The sequence below is a fragment of the Leucobacter sp. 1207-22 genome (genome assembly GCF_052850455.1).
This window is the reverse complement of record NZ_VXCR01000002.1, coordinates 306,611-328,947: the sequence shown is the minus strand read 5'-3', so window position 1 is coordinate 328,947 and position 22,337 is coordinate 306,611. Positions and strand designations below refer to the sequence as shown.

Sequence of the window (22,337 nt, the reverse complement as noted above, 5' to 3'; positions counted from 1 at the left end):
TCTCTCGACACTGCGTACTGCCAATGTGATCGCAGGCCTATCTGCTTGAGAAGGTGGTGAGCGGCGAGTTGAGCGATCTGTGGCCGTCGTCACCCCACGCTCAGTGAGCTTCACGAAAATCCCAGATCATGGAATAATTACAGGCAGATCACAGCACCAAGTCAAAGCCTCTGTGGTCCCGGCTGCGCTGGTCCGATGCTCAGACATCGGTGGCCGCAGGTACTGTAGGGGCAAGGTTGATAGTAAGTACGTAAGCGCCCCCTCGGCGCAGAGGAGACACCCGCAGGATGGCAAGAATTACATCGCATTACGTGGACAGGAAGCCTGGGGTTCCAAGTGCGACGTTACACGCTCATTCGGTTCTCCTTGGTCAAAGAAACGCAGACGTTGCCGCGATAAGGTGTATCTCAATGACAGCGACCATCAATGTCGGGGATCAGAATTGAGCCCCAGGCCAGGAGGCGAAGCCGACAAGATCGGCAATAGGTACGAGGCCGCCTGGGCTGTCAGGCATGCGCTATATTGCATAATCAACGATGGCGAGTATTCACTGACGCTCGAGGATATCGATCTTGACCTTGCCAAAGGCTCTGAGTTCACCTATCGTAATGGCGCGACTACCGAGATCCATCAGCTTAAGCGTCAGAATGGGAACAGCAACAGCTGGTCAGTGAGGTCGTTGGCAGCTCTCGGTGTATTCGGGTCAGCGGCGGGCCACGTTGCGGCCGGACGCGCATTTCACTTTGTTTCTCTTGTTCCTTGCCGTCCTCTGCAGGAGTTGGCCGAGCGCGCTCGTAAATCGGAAGACTTGAACGGCTTCACTCAAGAGTGGCTCACTGAGGAACTCCGTAACGTGTTCGACCAATTGAGCGCTTCTGCCGTTCTCGAGAACCCTCAAAGAGCCTGGCGCACACTGCGTGGAATGTGGTTCCTTGTTCAGGACGAGAACGACATGATACGGGTGAACTCGATGTTTGCGGCGTGCCAGCTTGAGGGTGCTGCTGGTGCCATGGCCTCGCTCGTGATCGGCGACATTCTTCTCGACAACCTCGGAAAGAAGCTCACGCGAGCTGATCTGCTTGAACTTCTTGCACTGCGGGGAATCCGACCAATCGAAGCAGCATCTCGCAAGACCATGCGAGATCAGGTGATTAGCATTACGAACAGATGGCATGCATCCATCCGTCGTGAACTGCTTCAACCACGCATCGAACGCACCGAGGCTACGCAGCTGATTGAGTCACTTCAGGATCATCGAACGGGGCTCGTAGCTGGGGCTGCGGGAGGCGGCAAAAGCTCGGTCCTTGAGCAGGCCGTCGAGTCACTTGAAGCAACAGGCGCGCATGTTTTGGCGTTCCGTCTCGACCGATTTGGTGCATTCACCTCGACTGTCGAGTTGGGTCAGCATCTGGGGTTAGACACTTCACCGGCCACAGCGCTCGCACTATCCGCTGAGGGACGAGACGCATATCTTGTCATCGATCAACTCGATGCAGTCAGTCTTGCCTCTGGACGCATCCCAGAGAGTTTCGACGTTGTTGCAGATCTTGTGGGAGAAGCTCTTTCTGTGACTGGCATGAAGGTGATCCTTGCCTGCCGTGAGTTCGACATCGAGAACGATCATCGGATTCGAACGCTTGCCGATCGAACCGACGCGGGCAAGATAACGGTCGATCTGCTCTCGGCTGAGGTGGTTGATGCTGCGGTGACCGCAATGGGTCTCGAAGCAGGTAGCTTGTCTGCATCTCAGCGGGCGATCCTGCAGACTCCAATGCATCTCGTGCTACTCAAGACGATAGCTGGTCAAGCGGGTGCCGTGACGTTTCAGTCCCGGGGGTCGCTATTTGAGGCCTACTGGGAGCGTAAAAGGCAAAATTCGCGAGCTAGGCGGAGCGGGATCCGATTTAATGATGTCATAAGCCGAATTGCGAATGAAGCTAGCGATCGACAGACGTTGTCGATTCCGATTGAGGTCCTTGACGACAACGACCTCATTGAGGATGCCAACGTGCTTGTTTCAGAGCATGTGCTAGCGCGAGATGGCGCGCGAATCGCGTTCTTTCACGAGGCCTTTTTTGACTATGCATTTGCAAGGCAATGGGTGTCCCGTTCCGAGACGCTGGTGGCTTTTTTGCTGCGAGACGAACAAGAACTGTTCCGTCGCGCGCAGGTTCGTCAAATTCTGCAGCACTTATACGAGCGCGAGCCTGACCGGTTTCGAGCTGAGGTTGAGGCTGTTCTAACGAGCGATAGTGTGCGCTTCCATATCAAGGAGACGGCGCTCGCAGTGCTGTCCGCTCTTATCTCTCCCAGCAGCGATGACGTCGATACTGTCCTGCGTGTTGCCGCTGCGGCACCGCAACTGGAAGCTCATCTTTGGTCGCATACCCGTCGCAGCGCTTGGCTCAGGCGTTTCTTTGAAGATGGGTATATCGACGACTGGCTTGATAGTGATGAGTCCGAGCTGCAGACGCGTGCACTCAACTTGATGATGACGAGCGTTAGAGATGAATCGCTCTTAGTTGCAGAGCTGTTGCATGCGCGGCAGTCCCATCCGCAATACCTTGAATGGGTGCGCTGGACGGTTGGGCGCGCCGATTCACATCGCAGCAGAGGGATGTTTGATCTTCTGCTCGGTGCTGTCCGGGCTGGCGGCTTTGACGAGACTGGAAACGAGCTATGGCTTGCTGTTCACGACCTCGCGAAGTACAGGCCAATCTGGGCAATTGAGTTGATACGCGCCCGCATCATCGAACACCCGGAAGGACTTGAGGTCGACGAGCAGGGCGTCGTATCTCTTCTCAAATTTCACGACTATAGTGCCACAGAACTGGTGCGTGAAGCTGCAGCCGCAGAGCCGCTCGCGTTCGCGGAGGAGGTCGTTCCTTACCTTCTTCGAGTTATGGCCGCGACTGCCTATGAGCCTCATCTCGGGTATCCGATTGCGGACAAACACTTCTCCATTCGATTCCACCCGGGCGAGCTGGATGATCGGGACCTCGACGACGCATTGTTTGCCGGCTCTGTTGGTGCGCTAGAGAAGCTCGCACAAACGAAGCCAGATGAAGTGCGTCCACTACTCGAAACAATTTCGACAGACCCGCATGATGGCGCGCAGTTTATGCTTTACCGGGCGCTCACCGCAGGTGTCAAGAACTTTCAGGGCTGGATATCAAATCTGCTGCTCGAAGGGGGAGCGAGACTTTCTTGCGGCTACACTTCAGATTCAGTTTGGGTAGCACGTGAGCTTCTCCGGTCCGTGGGTCCCCTCGTTGATGATGATGTTCATCAGAAACTTGAAAGCCTATTCCTGGACCTGCGTAACCCGTATGAGACTACACACAGCTTTGGGCGAACAGCGTTCAAGTTTCTGTCGGCGATGGAGGAAGAACGGCTTTCACCAGCAGGAGCTAGGCGGCTCAATGAGCACCGAAGGAAGTTTCACGAAACCACGCCTTCTGAGCCCGATGGCGGCAGAGGTGGTTGGATAGGGTCGCCCATATCCGCTGAAGCTGCAAGCAGGATGAGCGATGACCAGTGGCTCGGAGCCATGGCTCGATATGAAACGGATGAAACCAACTGGGATAAGTTGACTGGTGGCGATCGTCAGCTGTCGCAAGTCCTCAAGGCCCAAACGACTGAAGACCCTATCCGGTTCGCTCGATTGGCGCTACGTCTGACGCCGAGCCTCAGTCCAGCGTACGCCGATGGCCTATTGATGGGGTTTGCTGAGGCCGTACACACTGAGCAAGCAGCGCCGCTGATCTTCGACGCGGTGCGGCATCTTGCGGCGCTGGGTCACGAAGAAGTGGACCGCTGGCTTGGTAGAGCCTTGCAACATTACTACCGAGAAGTGCCGCTTGACCTCGTCGAGCTTATTCTCCATCGCGCGTTGTCCTCGGCCGACCCTTCTGATGACAAACCGATTTTCACGCGCAATGACGACGATGGGCGAAGCGCGGTCGACATGTATACCAACGCTATCAATACCGCGAGAGGTAGTCTTGTTGAAGCGTTGGGCAATCTCCTCATCTTCGATACCGACGGCCAGCGGACCGAACTCGTTCGACCGCATCTTGGTGAGCTCGCTAGCGATCCGGTGATCTTCGTCAGGTCATCCGTTGCGCACACACTTGCTGCGGCGCTTCGACATGCTCGCCCGCAAGTCGAGATCGCATTCCAGACACTGATCGATACCGATGATCGGATTCTGGCTACGCATTTTGTACGGCGATTGATGATCTACCTCGGCAACGTGGACCCTACACTCATTGATCCTGTCATAGATCGGATGTTGGTCTCCCAGGATCCGGAGGCACGTCAGGAAGGAGGAAGACTAGCCGCTTTCGCTGCCCTCGAATGGGGTCGCGCGAAGCTGATAGATCGCGTATTCACCAGTTGCAAGCTCGTGCGAACTGGGGCTGCAGAAGTCTTCGCGAATCACGTCGATAGTACGTCGAACGCGAAGCTCGCTAGTTCCGTATTGATAGCCCTGATGGATGATGCCGAACCGGAAGTGCAAGAGGCCGTTGCTAAGGTGGCGATGCACTTGCGTGATAAGCCGCTCCGGCCTTTCATGTCTCTGCTTAAGGCATTAATTGAGTCGCCGGTATACGAACGTGCTACCCCTCAACTCTTGATTACGCTGCAAAACTCAACGGACAAAGTGGATGAACTCGTATTGCAGGCCTCGCGGAGATTTATTTCCGTCTTTGGTGCTGATGCAAGCGATATCCGAACGGGTGCAGCTGGTGATGCGCCGTATATCAGCCAGCTTGTGGTCCGAGGACTGGCTCAATCCCGCAACAAGGCGCATAGAGCCGAGCTACTCGACGTGCTAGATGGGATGCTCTTGATCGGTGCCTACGGTGTGGATGATGCGGTTACGGAAGCCGAACGGTTCTGAACCGAGTGTTCCAGCTAGAGCTCCTAAGATGCAACGATTCAGCTTCGACCGTGCGAATCACGTGTAGTAATACCTCTGGCCCTGAGCTTGTTGAGTACGGTGCTGGCATTGAAACCCAGGCGGTCGCCGACCTGCCGAAGTGATAGGCCTTCCTGGTAGAGACGAACCATTTCGTCGGCTTGCGCCTCTGTAGGAGGCTGGCGCCGCATCGCAATCCCGTTGCGCTTGAGCACCTCACTCGCGGTGGCGCGGTGGACGCCGTGCTTCTCCGCAAGCTCGTAGACGGTGAGCCCTGCCTTATAGCCCTCGACAATCTGTTGCGCCTTCGCGCCGGAGACTCGGGGGCTCGTGCTCCTGGGCGGTGCGACCGTCCCCTCGGCCGGTGGAGGGCTGGATGACTGGCGGACAAGGTGTCCGTAGACCTCGCCGAGTTTGTTTGCATGGGAGGAGAACAGTCCCACCATATGAGCGGGTCTCGGTCTTCTGGCCGGGCCCGCCTTTGCTTGCGCCCATGGTGAGGATTGCGTGCCGTGAGGCGGTCTCGTCGTTCACGCGCGGCCAGCCATACCGTGCCGCACATCGATTGTGCACGGATCCCGCCTGCGCAGAACCTTGTTTCGACGTGCGGCAACGCGGCATTCGGCAGCACGAAAGGAGGGGCCTGGGGTCCACACCAATCTGTGTGAACCCCAGGCCCCTCTTGCTCGGGTAGTTCGCTACCGGAGCACGCTATCGCTGAGCGCGTGAGCGACGTCCAAAGATCGTCGCTGCCGCACCGGCGAGCACGAGCGCGAGTCCCGCAAGACCGTAACTCCATGCTGCGTTGGTATCTGCACCGGTATGCGCTAGTGCGCCGTCCTTGCTTCCACCAGCAGCACCGTTATCAGTTGTGCCGTTCGCTCCGGTGCCGGGAGTCGTCCCGGTATCAGTGCCGCCGTCGGTTCCGCCATCTGTCGAGTTCTTCACGCCGGTGACCGAGAATGTCTGGGCGTAAGTAGCGTCGTCAGCGTTGAGCGGAGCGCCTGCCGTTGTTGTGGGTGTTGCGGTCACTGTGACGGCGAACTCCTGCGCGCCGAGCTTTGCGGTATAGGGGGTCGAAACCGTCACCGACTGACCGGGAAGCAGCACCTCATTTGCCATGCTTGCCAGGTCGTGGGCAGGTGCCAATGCGCCGCCGAGGGTGACTCCGGTCACGCCGGTACCGCCGGTGTTGGTGACGGTAAACGCGAGCTCCGACTCCTGACCTGCTACGACTGCAGTAAGATTGGTGACGGGAGATACCTGCAGGGCGGCTTCGTTGGCGATCGTGATTTCCAGGTCGGTGAAGCTGCCAGTATTCGTCCACTGTGTGTCAGCGGTGCGATTCAGCGTGGTGACGAAACGGGGTTCGCCGTCTCCCGCGTCGCAGGTGATGCCGCTCAAGCGAGACTCGGTTGAAGGGACGAGCTGCTCGACGACGCTCATCGTGCCGAAGATTCCGTCGTTGCAGTCACCTGAACCCCAGATGTCCTCCTGTGCCCAGTCAGCCGGAATCGTTGCCGTTCCCGGGCCAGTCTTGACGTCGCCGGCAAGAGAAATCTTGCGGCTAGCGAAGTCGATGGTCGAGCCGTCTCCGAAATACGAATAACGCACGCCTGAAACATTCTGTCCGTCTGAAACTGCATCACTCACGTCAAGCATTGTTGCGCCGAGCTCGCCCATCACGCGGCCGGTGCGGCTTGCGCGATCCACGATCAGAGCGGTCTTCTCTTCGACGCCGAATGCCAGATCGTGGCCGGTCTCGATCGCGAGGCGGATCACTCGTGGCTGCCGATCACGGCGAGCGAAGTGTGAGTCCATCGTGCCTTCGTCAAAGAACCCAAACCCGCCAGCGGGGATATAGGTGAGCGGGTCGCCGATTTCTGGATCATCACCGGAATACCAACCCGGTCGTGCACCTTCAGCCCACGACTGGTAGAGCGATCCGCCTGAGATCATGTCTTTGCCCTGCTGAATCGCGAGACCTGCGCTCGTGCCGCCAGTGACACCGCCGCTATCTACGACTGAGCGAATCGCTGCCATGGCTGGGGTGTCGGTGCAGGTGGTGTACGCGTGAATTGCTTCCGCCGCTGCGTCGGGGCCGGTGCAGTCCATGAACGCGCGAACGTAGTTGGTCTGGTCCCCGCCGCCGAAGAAGACTCCGTCTGCCGCAGCAATTGCCGCTGCAACGTCTGGATCGTTCGCGTTATCAGCACTGTAGGGGTCGCCTGGATAGTCCAAGCCGGGGTTCACATCTACCGGAATGGGGTAGACATCGGCGCCGTGCCGTTCGAACCACTCCTTGTAATAGACCATGCCGTTGATGGTGGCGTTGTCTTCGTCTTCATCGGCTGCCTCCTCTGCGTTTGCAGCGGGAGTTGAAGCAGCCGTAGAGACGGCGATGAGTGGTCGTTTCCCCTCACCGGCATGTTCTTGCGCAAGACGAACGATCTCGTCCATGATTCTCGAACTGTACTCGGTGTCGTTCGGCGAGATCGCCCCGCCGATCATGACGACGGTGCCCTTCTTGCCAGTGTCAGCCGCTGGTGCAGCCGCATCACCCTCGTTTGCGAACGCAGTTGCCGCGCCGACAGTGAGGCTGGTGGCTGCGAGGGACGCAACCACTGCGGTGACACCGAGACTTCGGCGAATCTTCTGATGATTCACGAATAGATTCCAATCTCTTCATTGAGTTGCCGCACGCATGCATGCAGCGGCGCTGTCCTGACGTGTCGCCAGTGACGTTGAGTGGCCGAAATTTGCCTAGATCGATTAGTGCACTGCGGCCAGGAATGCCTGGGTGCGCTCGTGCTTGGGATTCTCGAGCAGCTCTGCAGCTGGCCCCTGTTCGACGATCTGACCGCCGTGCATAAAGACCACGCGATCCGCGACTTCGCGAGCAAAGCCCATCTCGTGCGTGACGACGATCATCGTCATCCCGGAGGCGGCGAGGTCACGCATGACCTTGAGGACTTCGCCGACGAGTTCGGGGTCGAGCGCACTGGTGGGCTCATCAAAGAGCATGAGCTTTGGGTCCATGCAGAGCGCGCGAGCGATCGCAACGCGCTGCTGCTGGCCACCAGAGAGCTGACGCGGGTAGGCATTTGCCTTATCTGCAAGGCCAACTTGCTCGAGCAGTGCAAGTGCACGTGGCTTCACCTCGGCAGTGCGCTTGCGCAACACGGTTTTCGGCGCGAGCATGATGTTTTCGAGCACAGTCATGTGTCCGAAGAGGTTGAACTGCTGAAACACCATGCCTGTTTGTGTGCGGTCCTTGCAGATCTCGCTGTAGTTCTTCTCATGCAGGGTCTTATTGCGCAGCTCGTAACCGACCACGTTGTCATCGACCCAGATTCGTCCACCATCAAGCTTTTCAAGGTGGTTAATGCAGCGCAGGAGTGTGCTCTTGCCTGAACCCGATGCGCCAATGAGACAGACAACTTCGCCGCGGCCAACTTCGAGGTCTACGCCTTTGAGGACTTGGAGCGACCCGAAATGCTTGTGCACGTTTGCAGCGCGCACCATGAGATCTGAGGTGGTCATGACTTGAGCCCCTTCGGGTTGCTTGCTGGCGAGTGAACGCGCATTGCGTTACGGATTCGGTCGACCCAACTGGGCTGTACGGTGCGGGTGGCACCGCGAGAGTAGCGGTTTTCGAGCCAAGCTTGGCCGAGCGTAAAGACGGTGGTCATGATGATGTACCAGATGCTTGCCACGATGAGCATTGGAATGACTTGGAAGTTCTTCGTGTAAATCACCTGCGTTGTGTACAACAGCTCAGACACGGCGAGGACACTCACCAGGGACGTCTGCTTGAGCATGCCGATGGTCTCGTTACCAGTCGGCGGGATGATCACGCGCATGGCTTGGGGGAGCACTACCTTCACCATGGTCTGCAGTCGGTTGAGGCCGAGCGCGCCCGATGCTTCAGACTGCCCTTGGTCGACGGAGAGGATGCCTGCTCGCACAATTTCAGACATGTATGCGGCCTCATTCAAGCCGAGGCCAAGAATTGCCGCCATGAGTGGCGTAACGATCTGGTTGGCGTCGAGGTGGATGCCGGGGATGCCAAATGTGATGTCTGGGTAGAGCGCGGCGAGGTTGTACCAGAGGAGCAGCTGTACGAGGACAGGGGTGCCTCGGAAGAAGAACACGTAGAGGCCAGCTGCTCCTCTGATAACTGGATTCACCGACAGCCGCATCACTGCCAGAACGATGCCAAGGACGATTCCAACGACCATGCAAACGACGGTGAGGAACAAGGTGAGCTTGATGCCCTCGGCAATAGAAACATCGCGGAAGTACAGTCCGATGACGTCCCAGCGGAATCGTGGATTCGTGATTGCTGAATACGCAAGCATTCCCAAGAGCAACAGGATGACGGCGCCTGAGATCCACCGCCAAGGGTGCTTCTTCTGTGCAATCGGATAGTCCTCTGTGGGAGGAGCATGCGGGGGAGTTGTTGTGTTCATCGGATCCACCAATGTACTCATCGCGATTTTGTACCTTTGTCCTTGCGGCCGAGCGGAGAATTACGAAACGGGAACTTCGTCGGGGGTGACGTAGTTGCTTTCGTTAATGCCCCACTTTGCGAAGGCCTCGGTGTAGGCCTCGGTCGTGACGAGTTCCTGCATTGCGGCAGTAATTGCTGGAGTGAGGTCTGAGCCCTTCGGAAGGACAAGGCCGGTCGGCTTTGAGGCGTAGTCACCACCCTCAGCGAGATCGAACGCACCGGTGATCTTGGCCTGGTAGCCGAGGCCTGTCGCGCCAGAAACGACGCCAGCGACACGACCCGATGAGAGGGCGGTGATCGCCTTGTCTGTGCCTGGGAAGAGCTTGATGTCGATTGCTTCCTTGCCAGCGTCGGTGCAGGTGGTGCTGAACCCCGGAAGCATTTCCATGCCCTGGGTGGTGCCCTTTTCTGCACCGATGGTCTTGCCGCAGAGTGAGAGTGGATCCACCGAGAGCTTGTCTGGGTTCCCCGTTGGGACAGCGACGCCACTGCCTGACTGGTGGTAGATCACAAAGTCTGCATTTGCCTTGCGCTCATCGGTGACGGAGAAAGCTGACATTGCCATGTCGTACTTGCCGGATGACAAGCCTGGAATGATGGCATCGAAACCGGCTGGGACAAACTCGACCTCAAGGTCAAGGAGCTGCCCGAGAGACGTTGCGAGATCGGCGTCGAGGCCGACGACGGTCTTGTTGTCATCTGCATAGACCTCGAACGGTGCGTAGGTGGGATCGGTCGCGATACGAAGCTTGCCCGAGTCTGCGACGGTCGCGGGGAGCAGCTCAATAAGTGCTGGGTTTGCCTTGAGTGCGGTGATTTGCTCGGTTGGGAGGCCGGAACCGGTGGTCGATTCAGCAGACTCTGCTCCACCCGCTGCTGGTGCCTCAGATGCATTGGTGCAGCCGGTCAGGGACAGCGCGAAAGCGATGCCAGCGGCGCACACGAGCGGGGTCAGCGACTTCAGTTTCATTGAGAGCTCCTTTGCTCTGTTGTGATGTGAAATGATCATTTCATGATGGTGTGACAAATGCAATAAGAGAAATGTCTATTTCTTTATGTCTTGAATATTCAGCGACTCAAGGTAGAGTTTCGGCATCATGTCTCTCGCTCGATCTGCCACCCCACGCCTCTCACGGGGTAAGGCAGTTGCGGCTGTGACATTCTCAGGACTTCTGCTCGGCTCGGCCGCGCTAGCGCCGGTAAGCCACGCGGATTCTCAGAGTGGTGCAGAATATGATCTTTCTGCGGCAAGCGGAGTGCAAGCGTTTGTTGTGGCTGAGGGGCCAGAGAAATTGCTTGATCTTCGCGTGCCAGCTGTCGAAGACATGGAGTCTGCGGCTCACCCGACCGGTGCGCTCTACACGCTCGAACAGTTTCTGTTTAGCGGTGTGGTCAACTGGGGCGGCTATCGCTTCACTTACTACAGTCAGCAGGTGCTCCCTGGCGAGGGTCTTGACGTGCCTGGGAGGCATGTCAATGCGGCAGGGTATGTGAGTGACGCCGACGGGTTCATCGTGCTCGCGGGCGATGCGGCGAAGGGCACAGTTGTTGAGACCCCGTTTGGGTTCTCGGGCAAGATCTATGATCGCGGCACGTACGGCAACCATCTCGACGTCTACATTCGATAACTTCCGGCAGCGCTCGTCGGTCACTCAAGAAACACCAGCAATAGACTGGCCAGGTGAAGTCCGTGCCATTGGTAAGAGAAGTGCTTGTTGTTGCGCTTGGCGGGGCTATCGGCGCCAGCATGAGACACGGACTCACGCACGCTACTGCCGAGCCGGGAGGGTTTCCCACTGCAACTCTTGCCGTCAACCTCGTCGGTGCCTTCTCGCTCGCCCTCATGACGTTCTGGCTTTCAGCGCTCGGGCCTGACGCCGGTAGGCGCCGGTCCACGCGGCTATTCCTGGGAACAGGCGTTCTGGGTGGGTTCACGACCTACAGCTTGGTCGCGGTCGAGCTGAGCGGCTTTGTGCTGACTGATGACTGGGGCCGATTGTCGGCGTACGCTGGCCTGACGCTCGTTGGTGGCGCCATCGCGAGCTTCGTTGGGATTATCGCCGGCGAGCGGATCGGCAGCCGCGCAGCCCGCAGACGGGAGACACGTGCCTAACGGGATTCTCGCGCTTGTCTGTGTTGCTGTTGGTGGTGGTTTCGGTGCGGCACTGCGTCATGTGGTCGACACCCTGGTGATGCGGCGGATCCGCACCCGCTACCCATTGGGCATCATGCTCGTGAATGTGAGCGGATCGTTTGCGCTAGGACTGATCACGGGTCTTGCCATCGCCACGCCATGGGCCCTGCTGCTTGGCACCGGACTGCTGGGCGGCTACACAACATTCAGCACCGCAAGCCTTGACACACTCAAACTCATTCGTGAGCGCCGGTATTGGGCGGCGCTCACGAACAGTGTGGGAATGCTCGTTGTGGCTGTCGCGTGTGCGATCGCTGGTGTCGCGCTCGGACAGCTCGCGATCTAGCGGATCTGTTCTGCGACGAACTGCATGCTGGGGTGCGCGTATGCCTCTTGGGATTCAACGAGCTGGAGCTCGCGCTCACCTGATTTGAGGGTGTTTTCGAGCAGGGTGTACACACTCGATGCGGTGCGTACGAGCGCGTCTGCTGCATCACCTGTGCGGGCAAAGTGAGCTGTGAACAGTGCTGCGGTGACGTCGCCAGAGCCGTTCGCCTTCAGGGGGAGACGTGGAGTAGTGACCATCCAGGCGCCAGCCGGTGTCGCCGCAATCATTGAGATGGTGTCTTCGGCCTGGTCAGGGGTTACCACACTCGTCACCAGGACGTACTTCGGACCAATTGACATCGCCGCATCGATCGAAGCAAGCGTCGATTCGAGCGTGTCTGGCGAGGTCCCTGTTATGAAGCCGAGCTCGAATTGATTCGGCGTGATGAGGTCAGCGTGGGGGACAACGCGATCGCGAATGAGCGACTGCACCTCTGGCGCGACGTGACACCCTGAAGTCGCGTTTCCGAGAACCGGGTCACACGCGTAGATCGCATCCGGGCTGTGGCGCTTGACGCGCGCGACGGCGTCAAGGATCGCGTCGCCGATGTCGTCGCCACCCTGATAGCCCGAGAGCACTGCGGCGACCCCTGCGAGGCCGCCGCGGTCTTCAACACCAGCGACGATGTCGCGAACGTTGTCACCGGAGAGCATGGGTCCACCCCATGAGCCATAGCCGGTGTGGTTTGAGAAGCACACAGTTGACACCGGCATGACTTCAACGCCAATGCGCTGGAGAGGGAAGACCGCTGCAGAGTTGCCGACGTGGCCATACGAGACAGAGGACTGAATTGAGAGCATTCGCATGGGAAGATTTTCCCACCGGGGAGGCGTGTGGACCACTGCGCCCGACCCTGCGTAGACCAATCTAGATACCGCGACCAGGGGTCAAAATATTCTTTGGATCGAGTGCGTGTTTCACTGCAAACTGCACGTCGCGGGTGACCTCATCGAGCTGCCAAGCCACCTCGTGCTGCTTCACAGAACCAATACCGTGCTCACCGGTGATCGTGCCATCGAGCTTCAGCGCGAGACGTGTGATGTCATCGATGAGTGCGTCGGCAGCGGCGATCCCTGCAGGTGTGTCGGGGGATTCAACGGTGCAGTGCAGGTTTCCGTCACCAGCATGCGCGACGCTAGAAACGCGAATTCCGTGGGCTGCGGCGAGCGCCTCAACGCCACGGAACATTTCTGCGAGTGATGAAACAGGCACCCCGACATCGCACGAGATCTTGAGACCGCGCGCATTCAAAGCTGGGTTCGATAGGCGACGTGCTTCAATGAGCGCGTCTGTTTCAGCGATTCCTGCGCCCACTGCCCCTGCGGCCCGCGCGAGTTCGCCAATCTGGGTGGCTGCGGCGAGTGCTTCAGCTCCAGCTGTTTGGCCCACGAGGAGCGCACCTTGAGGGACGCGTATCCCGGTGGGGTTGAACGATTCGATGATTTCGACGCTGAAAGCGTCCATGAGCTCGAGAACTTCTGGCGCGGCTGTGCTGTTCACGATTGATACGACGGCATCACCGGCTGCGCTAACGGTGTCGAAATCTGCCCAGAAGGTGACTGGCGCTCCCTCGGGGAGCGGTTTGAGGCGAACGATTGCCTCGGTGACGATGCCAAGTGTGCCTTCCGAACCGACGAAGAGACTCGTGAGGTCGTAACCGACGACGTTTTTTCGGGTACGGGCGCCGGTACGCATGATGCGCCCGTCGGCAAGGACGACGGTGAGACCGGCAATCCAGTCACTGGTCACGCCGTGTGCGACGCAGCGAAGGCCACCAGCGTTGGTTGCAACGTTGCCGCCGATGGTACTGATGCGCGAACTTGCTGGGTCTGGCGGAAAGAATAGTCCGTGTTCGGTGCACGCCGTGGTGAGATCCGCGTTGATGACACCGGCTTCGACGATTGCAAGACGATTTGCGGCGTCTATCTCAACGATGCGTGTCATGCGTTCCAAGGAGATGATGAGTCCCCGGTCGTATGCGACCGCGCCTCCAGTGAGCCCGGTGCCAGCCCCACGAACGCTGACTGGAACCTCATGCTCGTTGGCCCATGCGAGCGCCGCAGACACGTCTGCAGTTGATTCGGCGAAAACAATGCCAAGGGGAGTCCCGGTGAAAACGGCGCGTGAAAGATCAGTCGCATGTGTGACGAGCGATGTGCCATCAGTGACGAGTCGTGTTCCGAGTACATCTCGTAGTGCCTGCAATTTCACTAGTTCCCCCTCATTGGTTACCTGCAGCATATCGACGGCACCCGCTCTAGCTTCTGAAGCTACGCGGTACCGTGAGAAACTGGAGGAATGAATCTGCACGAACCCATGCGTGGTGCCGGAAGGTATGCACCGAGCCCCTCGGGAGATCTCCATCTTGGAAACCTTCGGACAGCACTGCTCGCATGGCTCTTCGCGCGGTCTACGGGTCGAGCCTTCCTGATGCGCATTGAAGATCTTGATCGTGCCCGTGACGCGGGGTCGGGGGAGCAGCAGCTTGCTGACCTCGCGAGTCTCGGAATTGAATGGGATGGACCAGCCGTCTTGCAGACGGACCGTGGTGAGGATCATGCTGCGGCCATCGCCAAACTCGATGACCTTGGATTGCTCTACGAATGCACGTGTTCGCGGAAAGACATTCTTGCGGCGCCAAGTGCCCCACACGCGCCGCCTGGCGCCTATCCCGGCACCTGTCGAGATCGCACCGATGCCGAGCGTGAGGCAGCGCGTGCCGCGATTGCTCCGCGATTGCCTGCGCTTCGGCTCCGCGCCCCGGCAGGGATGAACTCGTTGAAGTTTGTCGATGTGACGTTGGGAGATGTTGTTGGCGACATCGACGACTTCGTCTTGCGCCGTGGTGATGGCACGGTCGCCTATAACCTTGCGGTTGTTGTCGATGATGCCGCGATGGGTGTGGATCAGGTTGTGCGCGGATCGGACCTTGCGCCGTCGACGCCTCGCCAGATTCTGCTCCAACAGCTGCTCAAACTTCCCACGCCACCCGACGTGGAATATGCGCACGTGCCGCTCGTCCTTGGGCCGTCAGGTCAGCGCCTCGCAAAGCGTGACGGTGCCGTCACGCTGCCGCAACTGCGTGCACAGGGTGTGACTGACGCTGCGGTGTTGCGGGTACTTGCGGAGTCACTTGGACTCATCGGTCGAACACACGAAAAGGAGCAGATCACTACTGACCTGCTCCTTGAACGCTTTGATCCGCGCACGCTGCCGCGCGATCCCTGGACTTGGCCAGGCGTTATTTCTTGAGTGCGCGGATCACTCGTGACAATGCTCGACCCGCAACGCATACGAACGGAATGCCAACGGTGAGTAGCGCAATGAGGTTTGGCTCGAAGCGCGTGTATCCGTCACGGGTGACATAAGCGCCAACAGGAATTGAAGCGCCGCCACCGCCACCACCTGAGCCTTCGCCCTTCGTGTTGGAGTCGCCAGCGTCACCCTCAGCTGCGCCGAAACCGTAAGAAACGCACGCAACAGGAATGATTGTCGTGCCATCAACATCAATTGGATCGCCGTAGGCTGCGCTCACGCCGTTCTTGGTGACGGCATCGGCGAGCTGCTTCGTGAGGTTCGTCATGTCTTCAACCTACCGCGCAATGCCGGGAAATGCACCGAAAATCCTCGGCGAGCCTACGGGGTTCAACAGTGCGTTAAGCCTGGCCTTCGCGTGGCGCCACAGGGGAGCTCGGTTCTGGGCGCTTTGCCACGATATTGTCACCAGAGGAAACGTGCTTGATGCGACGAATCACCCAAGGAACGAGGTGTTCTTTAGCCCAGACCACGTCATCCTTGCGAGCTGCCTGCCAGCTCCGCTCTGGAAGGGTTGGCGGCTCAAGCGGCTGCAACTCGTGAGGCACATTCAGTGCATCGAGCGTGGCCCGCGCAATGGTGTGGTGGCCGAGTGCGTTGAGGTGCAGGCGATCACCTGCCCAATAGCGACTGTCTTGCAACTCTTCAATGGCCCACTGGTCAACAACGATTGCGTCCTGGCGCTGGGCGACCTTGCGAACATTCTCGTTAAAGATGGCGACTTTGCCGCGGATCGAGCGGAACACTGGTTGGAACGCAACGTCGACACCCGTGAATACGAGCACTGTCGCACCGCCAGACTTGAGCTTCGAGATGAGCTGCTCAAGTTTCGCTGCCACCTCATCTGGATCGGTGCCAGGACGGATCACGTCGTTGCCACCTGCGCACACGCTAATGAGGTCTGGACGCAGCTCGAGTGCATTTTCGACCTGCTCATCCATAATTTGCTGGATGAGCTTGCCGCGAACAGCAAGATTCGCGTAGGCGAGCTCGGGATTCTTCTCGTGTAAGACCTCTGCGAAGCGATCCGCCCAACCGCGCAACCCGCCCGGGCTGTCTGGGGACGGATCGCCGACTCCCTCGGTGAATGAATCGCCGACTGCAACGTACCGAGTCCACGGCAATGCCGCGTTATCGCGGTGCTGTTCAGCTAGATGTTCCATATCTGACATCTCCTTCAAAACTCCAGGCCTGCTGAGAAACGCGGCAGTCGGTGTCGGGGGTTCACCGGTAGTCTATTGGGCTGTGACCGATCAGCAGGAAGCTTTTAACCTCCCGGGAACAAGTGCCGCCGAGCACTTGCCCCCGGCGTACCCGGAGCGTGCAGCTCACGGTACAGCGGGGACGCTTCGTGCCTGGCAGGAGGAAGCGATCAATCGTTACCTCGACACCGGTCCGCAAGACTTCCTGGCTTCGGCAACGCCGGGCGCAGGTAAAACGACATTCGCGCTTCGCTTGGCTGCGATTCTTCGAGCGAATCGCACAGTAACCCAGATTATCGTGGTTGCGCCAACGGAGCACCTCAAAACGCAGTGGGCAGATGCGGCAGCACGCGCTGGTATCCGCTTGAACCCCGAGTACTCGAACAACGACGGTCTTGGGTATGGTCGCCATTACCACGGTGTTGCAGTGACCTATGCGCAGGTCGCTATGAAGCCGGTTCAGCATAAGCTGCTGACCGAGAATGCTGACACCCTCGTGATCTTGGACGAGGTTCACCACGGCGGTGACGCGCTGAGCTGGGGTGACGCGATCCGGGAGGCCTACGGCACCGCGCGCAGGCGACTCTCGCTCACGGGAACGCCGTTCCGCTCTGACGAAGCGCGCATTCCATTTGTGCAGTACGCACCGCAGCCAGATGGCACAACGATCTCGCTGACTGACTACGACTATGGCTACGGGCGTGCGCTTGCAGACGGCATCGTCCGACCCGTCGTATTCATGGTCTATGCGGGCAAAATGCGTTGGCAGACGTCTGCCGGTGAAGAGATGGAAGCGCGTCTGGGGGAGGGCAACGCGAAAGACGTCACGAATCAGGCGTGGCGCACGGCGCTCGATCCTGCAGGCGACTGGATGGCGAAGGTGCTCAACGCAGCCGACCGCCGCCTCAGCGAGGTCCGGCAGCAGGTTCCTGACGCAGGCGGTCTGGTGATCGCGACTGATCATGCGTCGGCAAAGGCGTACGCGGCAATGCTTCGAGAAATCTCGAAGCAGCCAGTGGCATTGATCCTCTCGGACGACCCTGAGGCCAGCTCTCGTATCGACGAGTACTCCAAGGGCGACTCGCGTTGGATGGTCGCTGTTCGCATGGTGTCTGAGGGCGTCGATGTGCCTAGGCTTGCGGTCGGTGTGTACGCGACGAGTTCGTCGACACCGCTCTTCTTTGCCCAGGCCATTGGGCGTTTTGTGCGTTCGCGGCGTCGCGGCGAAATTGCTTCGGTCTTTATCCCGAACGTGCCGCCACTTATGCGCCTCGCTGCCGAGCTCGAAAAAGAACGTAACCACGTTCTTGAAGGACCAAAGAGTGCGGAAGAGATGTGGGACGCTGAGGCAGCGCTCATGTCTGAAGCGGAGCGTGAGGACAAAGCTTCCTCGGACCTCATTGACGACGGATTTAAGTATGAGGCGCTTGCCTCCGACGCGCACTTTGATCGCGCGGTGTTTGACGGCAAAGAGTTCGGTGGATACGCCGAAGTTGAGACCGAGGAAGAACTTGAGTTTCTCGGTTTCCCTGGCTTGCTTGAGCCGCAAGAGGTGCAGGCGTTGCTGCAGCAGCGTCAGTCACGTCAGGCGAAACGCAGTGCTGCGCGCCAAGGACTACACGAACACGCTCCCGAGAAAGCAGAAGCGCCAGAGGCGTTGCATCGCACGCTGGGAGAGCAGCGCAAGCTGTTGAGCAGTCTCGTTGGCATGTACGCGCGCGTAACCGGTGAACCGCACAAAGACATTCATAATGAACTGCGTCGCATCTGTGGCGGGCCCACGGTAGGGCAGGCGTCAGTTACCCAGATTCAGAAACGAATCGAGCTGCTCCGCCGCCGGCTTCGCCCGTAGTGAGATCCGCGCTGTTGCGCCAGTCGGATGACCCGCTACGGTAGAGAGCATGGCGAAAAAGAGTGGCGGATCAACTCCTGCAACCCTTGCACTCACTCGGGCTGGCGTAACTTTTCACATGCGAGAGTACTTGCACGATCCACATGTCACGGACTTTGGGGCGGAAGCTGCGGCCGCGCTCAATGTTCCCCAGGAACGCGTCTTCAAGACGCTGCTGGTGGAGGTTGATGGCCGAGAAATCGTCGTAGGGATTGTTCCTGTCTCAGGACTCCTCGACTTGAAAGCCATTGCGATGGCAGCGGGTGGCAAGAAAGCCGTGATGGCTGATCCAAAAGTTGCCGAGCGTAAGACTGGCTATGTGGTCGGTGGCATCAGCCCGCTGGGGCAACGCACGAAACTTGTGACAATACTCGACGAGTCGGCGGGCGAACACGACACGATCCTGATTTCTGGTGGCAAACGCGGGCTCGACATCGAGCTTGCGGCGACCGATCTTGCAGCCATTGCTGACGCGAAGTTCGCCTCAATTGCAAAGCTCGGTTAATACCGTGGCTTCCACACTGAAGACCAGCGAATCCGCATGATTTCGCGCGACGCGCGCGAGAGTTCGAGCGAATTCGTTGCGAGGGTCAATCGGCGTGTAAGTTATTACTTGTTCAGCCGATGACGGCATGAGCGGTTCGCGCGGGTGGCGGAATGGCAGACGCGCTAGCTTGAGGTGCTAGTGTCCGTATTAGGACGTGGGGGTTCAAGTCCCCCTCCGCGCACGAACGAGAAGAAGCGGTGAGATCGTAAGATCTCACCGCTTCTTTGTTTTTGTCTTCGCAAGATTGTGGGTTGTGTGCATCCGCGGAGACGGCGGTGAACGGTGTGACGTCGCGCCCGTGGTCGCTGAGGACACAGGTTTATCGATTACGCTTGTCTCGCTGAGTGAAAGCAGGTGAGTGCAATGATGACAGCGTCCATGTGGATCGCCGTACAGTTCGTGGTGCTTGCCATTGCGCTTGGCTTTGGCGCCGCTGCTCCAGAATCACTGAGCCAGACGGTGCTCGTAGTTCTCCTGAGTGCACTCGTTATCGCCAGCATTTCTCGGAAGGTGTCGCGCGCATCTCTGCGTGTACTCGGGTGGCTGCGGCATGATCCGCCCGCCCGCCCGCAGGCTCTCGAAGCCGTTTCTTGCCTATTCTCAGGTGCACCCGGTGCTGCTGGCACGGTTGCCGTTCGCGCGCCAGCGCTGGCTACTCACGCAATCGCCTGAGTAGCGCTTTTGGTGCGGCTGCCGCCGCCTTCGCTGCACGTAAGAGTTCTTTTCGTGCAGTTCTCGTGCGCGCGTACTCAGGTGATGCGTTCTGGTAACCAGTGCACATCACTACTTGAGACGAGACTTTGTTGACCCCGAATACTTTGACCACGCTTTGTCCAGCATGCGATGCTGACGTACTTCTTCGTGACGGAGAAGTACGATGAATCCTTACGACTTCCTTCCCATTCGTGTGCTTGTGGAAGGTGCTTACTGGGTAGTGACGACATTAAGCGACCTGCTGGTTCCACTCGCGGGCGCAGAGAGCGCTGCCGTTGCCATCGTGCTGTTGACCTTGGCGGTTCGCGCCGCCCTGATTCCGGTGGGGCGATCGCAGGCGAAAGCGAACGCCATGCGTCAGCGGTTGGCTCCTGAACTGGCTGCGCTTCAGCGCAAGTACGCGAAGAACCCCGAGGTGCTGCAAAGAAAAACGATGGAGCTGTATCAGCGCGAGAAGGCGTCGCCGCTGGCTGGGTGCCTGCCGCTGCTCATTCAAATGCCCATTCTTATGGCAGTGTATGGGCTCTTTGTGCGACCGGAGATTGGCGGCGAAGACAATAGGCTCCTGAGCCACACGTTTATGGGGGTGCCGCTCGATGCGACGCTCGTGAATGTCGTTGGTGGTGGCTCGGCCTATCCGACCTCGATCATCGTGTTCGTTTCGGTCATGGCACTCATCGGTGTGGTGACGTGGCTCTCTCGTCGGTTTGTGCAGCTCCCAGCGACGCAGGTAGCAGTGGAAGGCCGGCCCGCACCTGTGGCGTCGGCGGCAGGAATGCCGCAAATGCCGGATCTCACCGGACTCACCAAGGCGCTTGGCTATATGCCGTTTGTGACGGTCATCATTGCAGGAATCGCCCCGCTAGCGGCAGGCCTCTACCTGCTTGTCACAACGGCGTGGACATTTGTTGAGCGATTGGTGCTGAGTAAAACGATTGGTGCGCCAAGTGTGCACGAAACTCAGCGCTAACTGAACTGGCGCTGTCACAACTCAGTAGCGCAGCCAGCTATCGCGAAACGCCGAATGCGGATCGATTAGGTGCTGCATCCAGATCCCGTGTAAGTTATTACTTGTTCAGCCGATGACGGCGTGAGCGGTTCGCGCGGGTGGCGGAATGGCAGACGCGCTAGCTTGAGGTGCTAGTGTCCGTATTAGGACGTGGGGGTTCAAGTCCCCCTCCGCGCACGAACGAAAAGAAGCGGTGAGATCGTAAGATCTCACCGCTTCTTTGTTTTTCTGTGTTTCACCTGTCACACGGCTTCATGGTTCTGACGTTTGTCGCTGGTTACGACTACGGTGGATGACATGAGCAACGACCAGCTAGAGCAGTCCCTGTCAGAGACTGCGCGCATTGCGCGTGACCTGATCCGCTTTGACACCACGAACCGCGGTGGCGGCGACGCTGAGCCCGAGCGGCCAGCGGCAGATTACGTTGTCGACTACCTGCGCGCGCTGGGGCTTGATCCGCAACTGTTTGAGTCTGCGCCAGGTCGCGCAAACGTGGTCGCTCGGGTGGCGGGCGCTGATGCGAGCTTGCCAGCTATGGTCTTGCATGGTCACCTTGACGTCGTCCCTGCTGACCCCGCGAACTGGAGCGTTGATCCGTTTGCTGGCGTCATTAAAGATGGCATGCTGTGGGGTCGTGGCGCGGTCGACATGAAAGACATGGACGCCATGATGCTTACCGCGATCGCCGAAATCCTACGGGCGGGGGAGAAGCCTCGCCGCGACATCATTCTTGCGTTCTTTGCAGACGAAGAAAATGGTGGCCTGTTCGGCTCTCACTACCTTGTCGAGCACCACCCTGAACTTTTCGCAGGGGCAACGACCGCGGTAAGCGAAGTGGGCGGCTATTCGGTCGATGTCGAAGGCAAGCGCGCATATCTCATCCAGACTGGTGAGAAGTCTCTCGACTGGATCCGATTGCGTGCCCGCGGTACCGCAGCTCATGGATCGCGATACTGGAAAGACAATGCACTGACCACATTGGCCGAAGCTATTGCGGCGCTTGGGCGGCATGAATGGCCGATTGCGCTCTGTGGCACCACGCGCGATCTGATCGCCGAGCTCTCGCGCATCGTTGGGGTTGACCCGGCAGAAGTGAACCCCGACGAACTCGTGCTTCGCCTGGGTAAGGGCGGTGGGTTCATTCAGGCCAGCCTGCGCAACACGGCAAACCCCACCGTGCTCGACGCGGGCTACAAGCACAACGTGATTCCCGATACCGCAGACGCGCTTGTCGATGTGCGCTCCATCCCCGGCGAGCAAGAAGCGGTCATGCGTAAGATCCAAGAGATCGTTGGCTCACACATTGAAGTTGAGGCACTGCACTCCGATATCGGCCTCGAGGTTCCCTTCTCTGGCGAGCTCGTTGAAGCCATGACGGCGAGCCTGTCGCGCCACGACCCTGACGCGACCGTGTTGCCATACTTGCTTGCTGCCGGCACCGACAATAAGGCACTTTCGCGGCTCGGAATTACCGGTTATGGCTTTGTTCCGCTGCGTCTGCCTGCTGACCTGGACTTCCCTGGCATGTTCCACGGGGTTGACGAGCGAGTACCGCTGGACGCGCTTGACTTTGGTCATCGCGTGTTGGTCGACTTGCTGCGCACCTACTAAGAAAAGTCGGCATCCCTCGGCTATTCTTGACGCGGCCCTTTACGTGAGGTCACTCACGCGAAGCACAGCGAAACCGGCCACGAAAGGAA

18 protein-coding genes and 2 tRNA genes are annotated in these 22,337 nt (G+C 58.8%); 12 read left to right on the top strand and 8 right to left on the bottom strand.

What is annotated here, in order from left to right:
- Nucleotides 1-442: 442 nt before the first annotated feature.
- Complete coding sequence (locus FW756_RS04680) at nt 443-4,906, top strand: hypothetical protein (protein WP_446429004.1); 4,464 nt, start codon at nt 443-445, stop codon at nt 4,904-4,906.
- Between the two features lie 729 nt (nt 4,907-5,635).
- On the opposite strand, the gene FW756_RS04675 is transcribed toward FW756_RS04680, so the two are convergent.
- From FW756_RS04675 to FW756_RS04660, 4 genes are all read right to left on the bottom strand, one after another.
- The gene (locus tag FW756_RS04675; RefSeq protein ID WP_446429003.1) at nt 5,636-7,591 is read right to left on the bottom strand and encodes a cyanophycinase; all 1,956 of its coding nucleotides are present in this window, start codon (nt 7,589-7,591) and stop codon (nt 5,636-5,638) included.
- Between the two features lie 105 nt (nt 7,592-7,696).
- Entirely contained in the window at nt 7,697-8,467 is a 771-nt protein-coding gene (locus FW756_RS04670; protein ID WP_446429002.1) for an amino acid ABC transporter ATP-binding protein, read from the bottom strand.
- Nucleotides 8,464-9,417: an amino acid ABC transporter permease gene (locus FW756_RS04665; RefSeq protein WP_446429001.1), complete on the bottom strand. Its 954-nt coding sequence runs from the start codon at nt 9,415-9,417 to the stop codon at nt 8,464-8,466. The genes FW756_RS04670 and FW756_RS04665 overlap by 4 nt, the downstream gene beginning before the upstream one ends.
- Nucleotides 9,418-9,456: 39 nt before the next feature.
- Entirely contained in the window at nt 9,457-10,407 is a 951-nt protein-coding gene (locus FW756_RS04660) for an ABC transporter substrate-binding protein (RefSeq protein WP_446429000.1), read from the bottom strand.
- Between the two features lie 127 nt (nt 10,408-10,534).
- Here FW756_RS04660 and FW756_RS04655 point away from each other — a divergent pair, with 127 nt between their 5' ends.
- From FW756_RS04655 to crcB, 3 genes are read left to right on the top strand one after another with little or no spacing between them, the layout of a single operon-like run.
- Entirely contained in the window at nt 10,535-11,065 is a 531-nt protein-coding gene (locus tag FW756_RS04655) for a hypothetical protein (protein WP_446428999.1), read from the top strand.
- A gap of 53 nt (nt 11,066-11,118) precedes the next feature.
- Entirely contained in the window at nt 11,119-11,550 is a 432-nt protein-coding gene (locus FW756_RS04650; protein ID WP_446428998.1) for a fluoride efflux transporter FluC, read from the top strand.
- A complete protein-coding gene (gene crcB / locus FW756_RS04645) occupies nt 11,543-11,917 on the top strand; it encodes a fluoride efflux transporter CrcB (protein ID WP_446428997.1) in 375 nt (124 codons plus the stop codon). The genes FW756_RS04650 and crcB overlap by 8 nt, the downstream gene beginning before the upstream one ends.
- Here crcB and pdxY read toward each other — a convergent pair.
- Both pdxY and FW756_RS04635 read right to left on the bottom strand, forming a co-directional pair.
- The gene (pdxY, locus tag FW756_RS04640) at nt 11,914-12,765 is read right to left on the bottom strand and encodes a pyridoxal kinase PdxY (protein ID WP_446428996.1); all 852 of its coding nucleotides are present in this window, start codon (nt 12,763-12,765) and stop codon (nt 11,914-11,916) included. The two genes, crcB and pdxY, sit on opposite strands and share 4 nt — an antisense overlap.
- A gap of 61 nt (nt 12,766-12,826) precedes the next feature.
- Nucleotides 12,827-14,170: an FAD-binding oxidoreductase gene (locus FW756_RS04635; protein ID WP_446428995.1), complete on the bottom strand. Its 1,344-nt coding sequence runs from the start codon at nt 14,168-14,170 to the stop codon at nt 12,827-12,829.
- An 87-nt stretch (nt 14,171-14,257) separates the two neighbouring features.
- On the opposite strand from FW756_RS04635, the gene gluQRS reads away from it, so the two are divergent.
- Complete coding sequence (gluQRS, locus tag FW756_RS04630; protein ID WP_446428994.1) at nt 14,258-15,211, top strand: tRNA glutamyl-Q(34) synthetase GluQRS; 954 nt, start codon at nt 14,258-14,260, stop codon at nt 15,209-15,211.
- On the opposite strand, the gene FW756_RS04625 is transcribed toward gluQRS, so the two are convergent.
- The gene (locus FW756_RS04625; protein ID WP_446428993.1) at nt 15,201-15,542 is read right to left on the bottom strand and encodes a GerW family sporulation protein; all 342 of its coding nucleotides are present in this window, start codon (nt 15,540-15,542) and stop codon (nt 15,201-15,203) included. The genes gluQRS and FW756_RS04625 overlap by 11 nt on opposite strands.
- A 73-nt stretch (nt 15,543-15,615) precedes the next feature.
- The gene (locus FW756_RS04620; protein WP_446428992.1) at nt 15,616-16,437 is read right to left on the bottom strand and encodes an SGNH/GDSL hydrolase family protein; all 822 of its coding nucleotides are present in this window, start codon (nt 16,435-16,437) and stop codon (nt 15,616-15,618) included.
- 82 nt (nt 16,438-16,519) lie between these two features.
- Here FW756_RS04620 and FW756_RS04615 point away from each other — a divergent pair, with 82 nt between their 5' ends.
- The 7 genes from FW756_RS04615 to FW756_RS04585 all read left to right on the top strand — a co-directional run bounded on the left by FW756_RS04615 (nt 16,520) and on the right by FW756_RS04585 (nt 22,248).
- The gene (locus FW756_RS04615) at nt 16,520-18,328 is read left to right on the top strand and encodes a DEAD/DEAH box helicase (protein WP_446428991.1); all 1,809 of its coding nucleotides are present in this window, start codon (nt 16,520-16,522) and stop codon (nt 18,326-18,328) included.
- A 49-nt stretch (nt 18,329-18,377) separates the two neighbouring features.
- On the top strand, nt 18,378-18,872 hold the full coding sequence (ybaK, locus tag FW756_RS04610; RefSeq protein WP_446428990.1) for a Cys-tRNA(Pro) deacylase: 495 nt from the start codon (nt 18,378-18,380) through the stop codon (nt 18,870-18,872).
- A gap of 138 nt (nt 18,873-19,010) precedes the next feature.
- A tRNA-Leu gene (locus FW756_RS04605) sits at nt 19,011-19,095 on the top strand.
- A 182-nt stretch (nt 19,096-19,277) separates the two neighbouring features.
- Entirely contained in the window at nt 19,278-19,586 is a 309-nt protein-coding gene (locus FW756_RS04600) for a hypothetical protein (protein ID WP_446428989.1), read from the top strand.
- Between the two features lie 205 nt (nt 19,587-19,791).
- Nucleotides 19,792-20,598, top strand: a complete 807-nt coding sequence (locus FW756_RS04595) for a YidC/Oxa1 family membrane protein insertase (protein ID WP_446428988.1) — start codon at nt 19,792-19,794, stop codon at nt 20,596-20,598.
- Between the two features lie 131 nt (nt 20,599-20,729).
- Nucleotides 20,730-20,814: transfer RNA gene (locus FW756_RS04590), tRNA-Leu, on the top strand.
- A 120-nt stretch (nt 20,815-20,934) separates the two neighbouring features.
- Nucleotides 20,935-22,248, top strand: coding sequence for a M20/M25/M40 family metallo-hydrolase (locus tag FW756_RS04585; protein ID WP_446428987.1), 1,314 nt, complete (start codon nt 20,935-20,937; stop codon nt 22,246-22,248).
- The last annotated feature ends 89 nt before the right edge of the window (nt 22,249-22,337 follow it).

Coding starts and splice junctions, on each gene's coding strand:
- FW756_RS04670 (WP_446429002.1), bottom strand. CDS start 8,467: ATGACCACCTCAGATCTCATGGTGCGCGCTGCAAACGTGCACAAGCAT.
- FW756_RS04665 (WP_446429001.1), bottom strand. CDS start 9,417: ATGAGTACATTGGTGGATCCGATGAACACAACAACTCCCCCGCATGCT.
- FW756_RS04660 (WP_446429000.1), bottom strand. CDS start 10,407: ATGAAACTGAAGTCGCTGACCCCGCTCGTGTGCGCCGCTGGCATCGCT.
- FW756_RS04655 (WP_446428999.1), top strand. CDS start 10,535: ATGTCTCTCGCTCGATCTGCCACCCCACGCCTCTCACGGGGTAAGGCA.
- pdxY (WP_446428996.1), bottom strand. CDS start 12,765: ATGCGAATGCTCTCAATTCAGTCCTCTGTCTCGTATGGCCACGTCGGC.
- gluQRS (WP_446428994.1), top strand. CDS start 14,258: ATGAATCTGCACGAACCCATGCGTGGTGCCGGAAGGTATGCACCGAGC.
- FW756_RS04625 (WP_446428993.1), bottom strand. CDS start 15,542: ATGACGAACCTCACGAAGCAGCTCGCCGATGCCGTCACCAAGAACGGC.
- FW756_RS04620 (WP_446428992.1), bottom strand. CDS start 16,437: ATGGAACATCTAGCTGAACAGCACCGCGATAACGCGGCATTGCCGTGG.
- ybaK (WP_446428990.1), top strand. CDS start 18,378: ATGGCGAAAAAGAGTGGCGGATCAACTCCTGCAACCCTTGCACTCACT.
- FW756_RS04600 (WP_446428989.1), top strand. CDS start 19,278: ATGATGACAGCGTCCATGTGGATCGCCGTACAGTTCGTGGTGCTTGCC.
- FW756_RS04595 (WP_446428988.1), top strand. CDS start 19,792: ATGAATCCTTACGACTTCCTTCCCATTCGTGTGCTTGTGGAAGGTGCT.
- FW756_RS04585 (WP_446428987.1), top strand. CDS start 20,935: ATGAGCAACGACCAGCTAGAGCAGTCCCTGTCAGAGACTGCGCGCATT.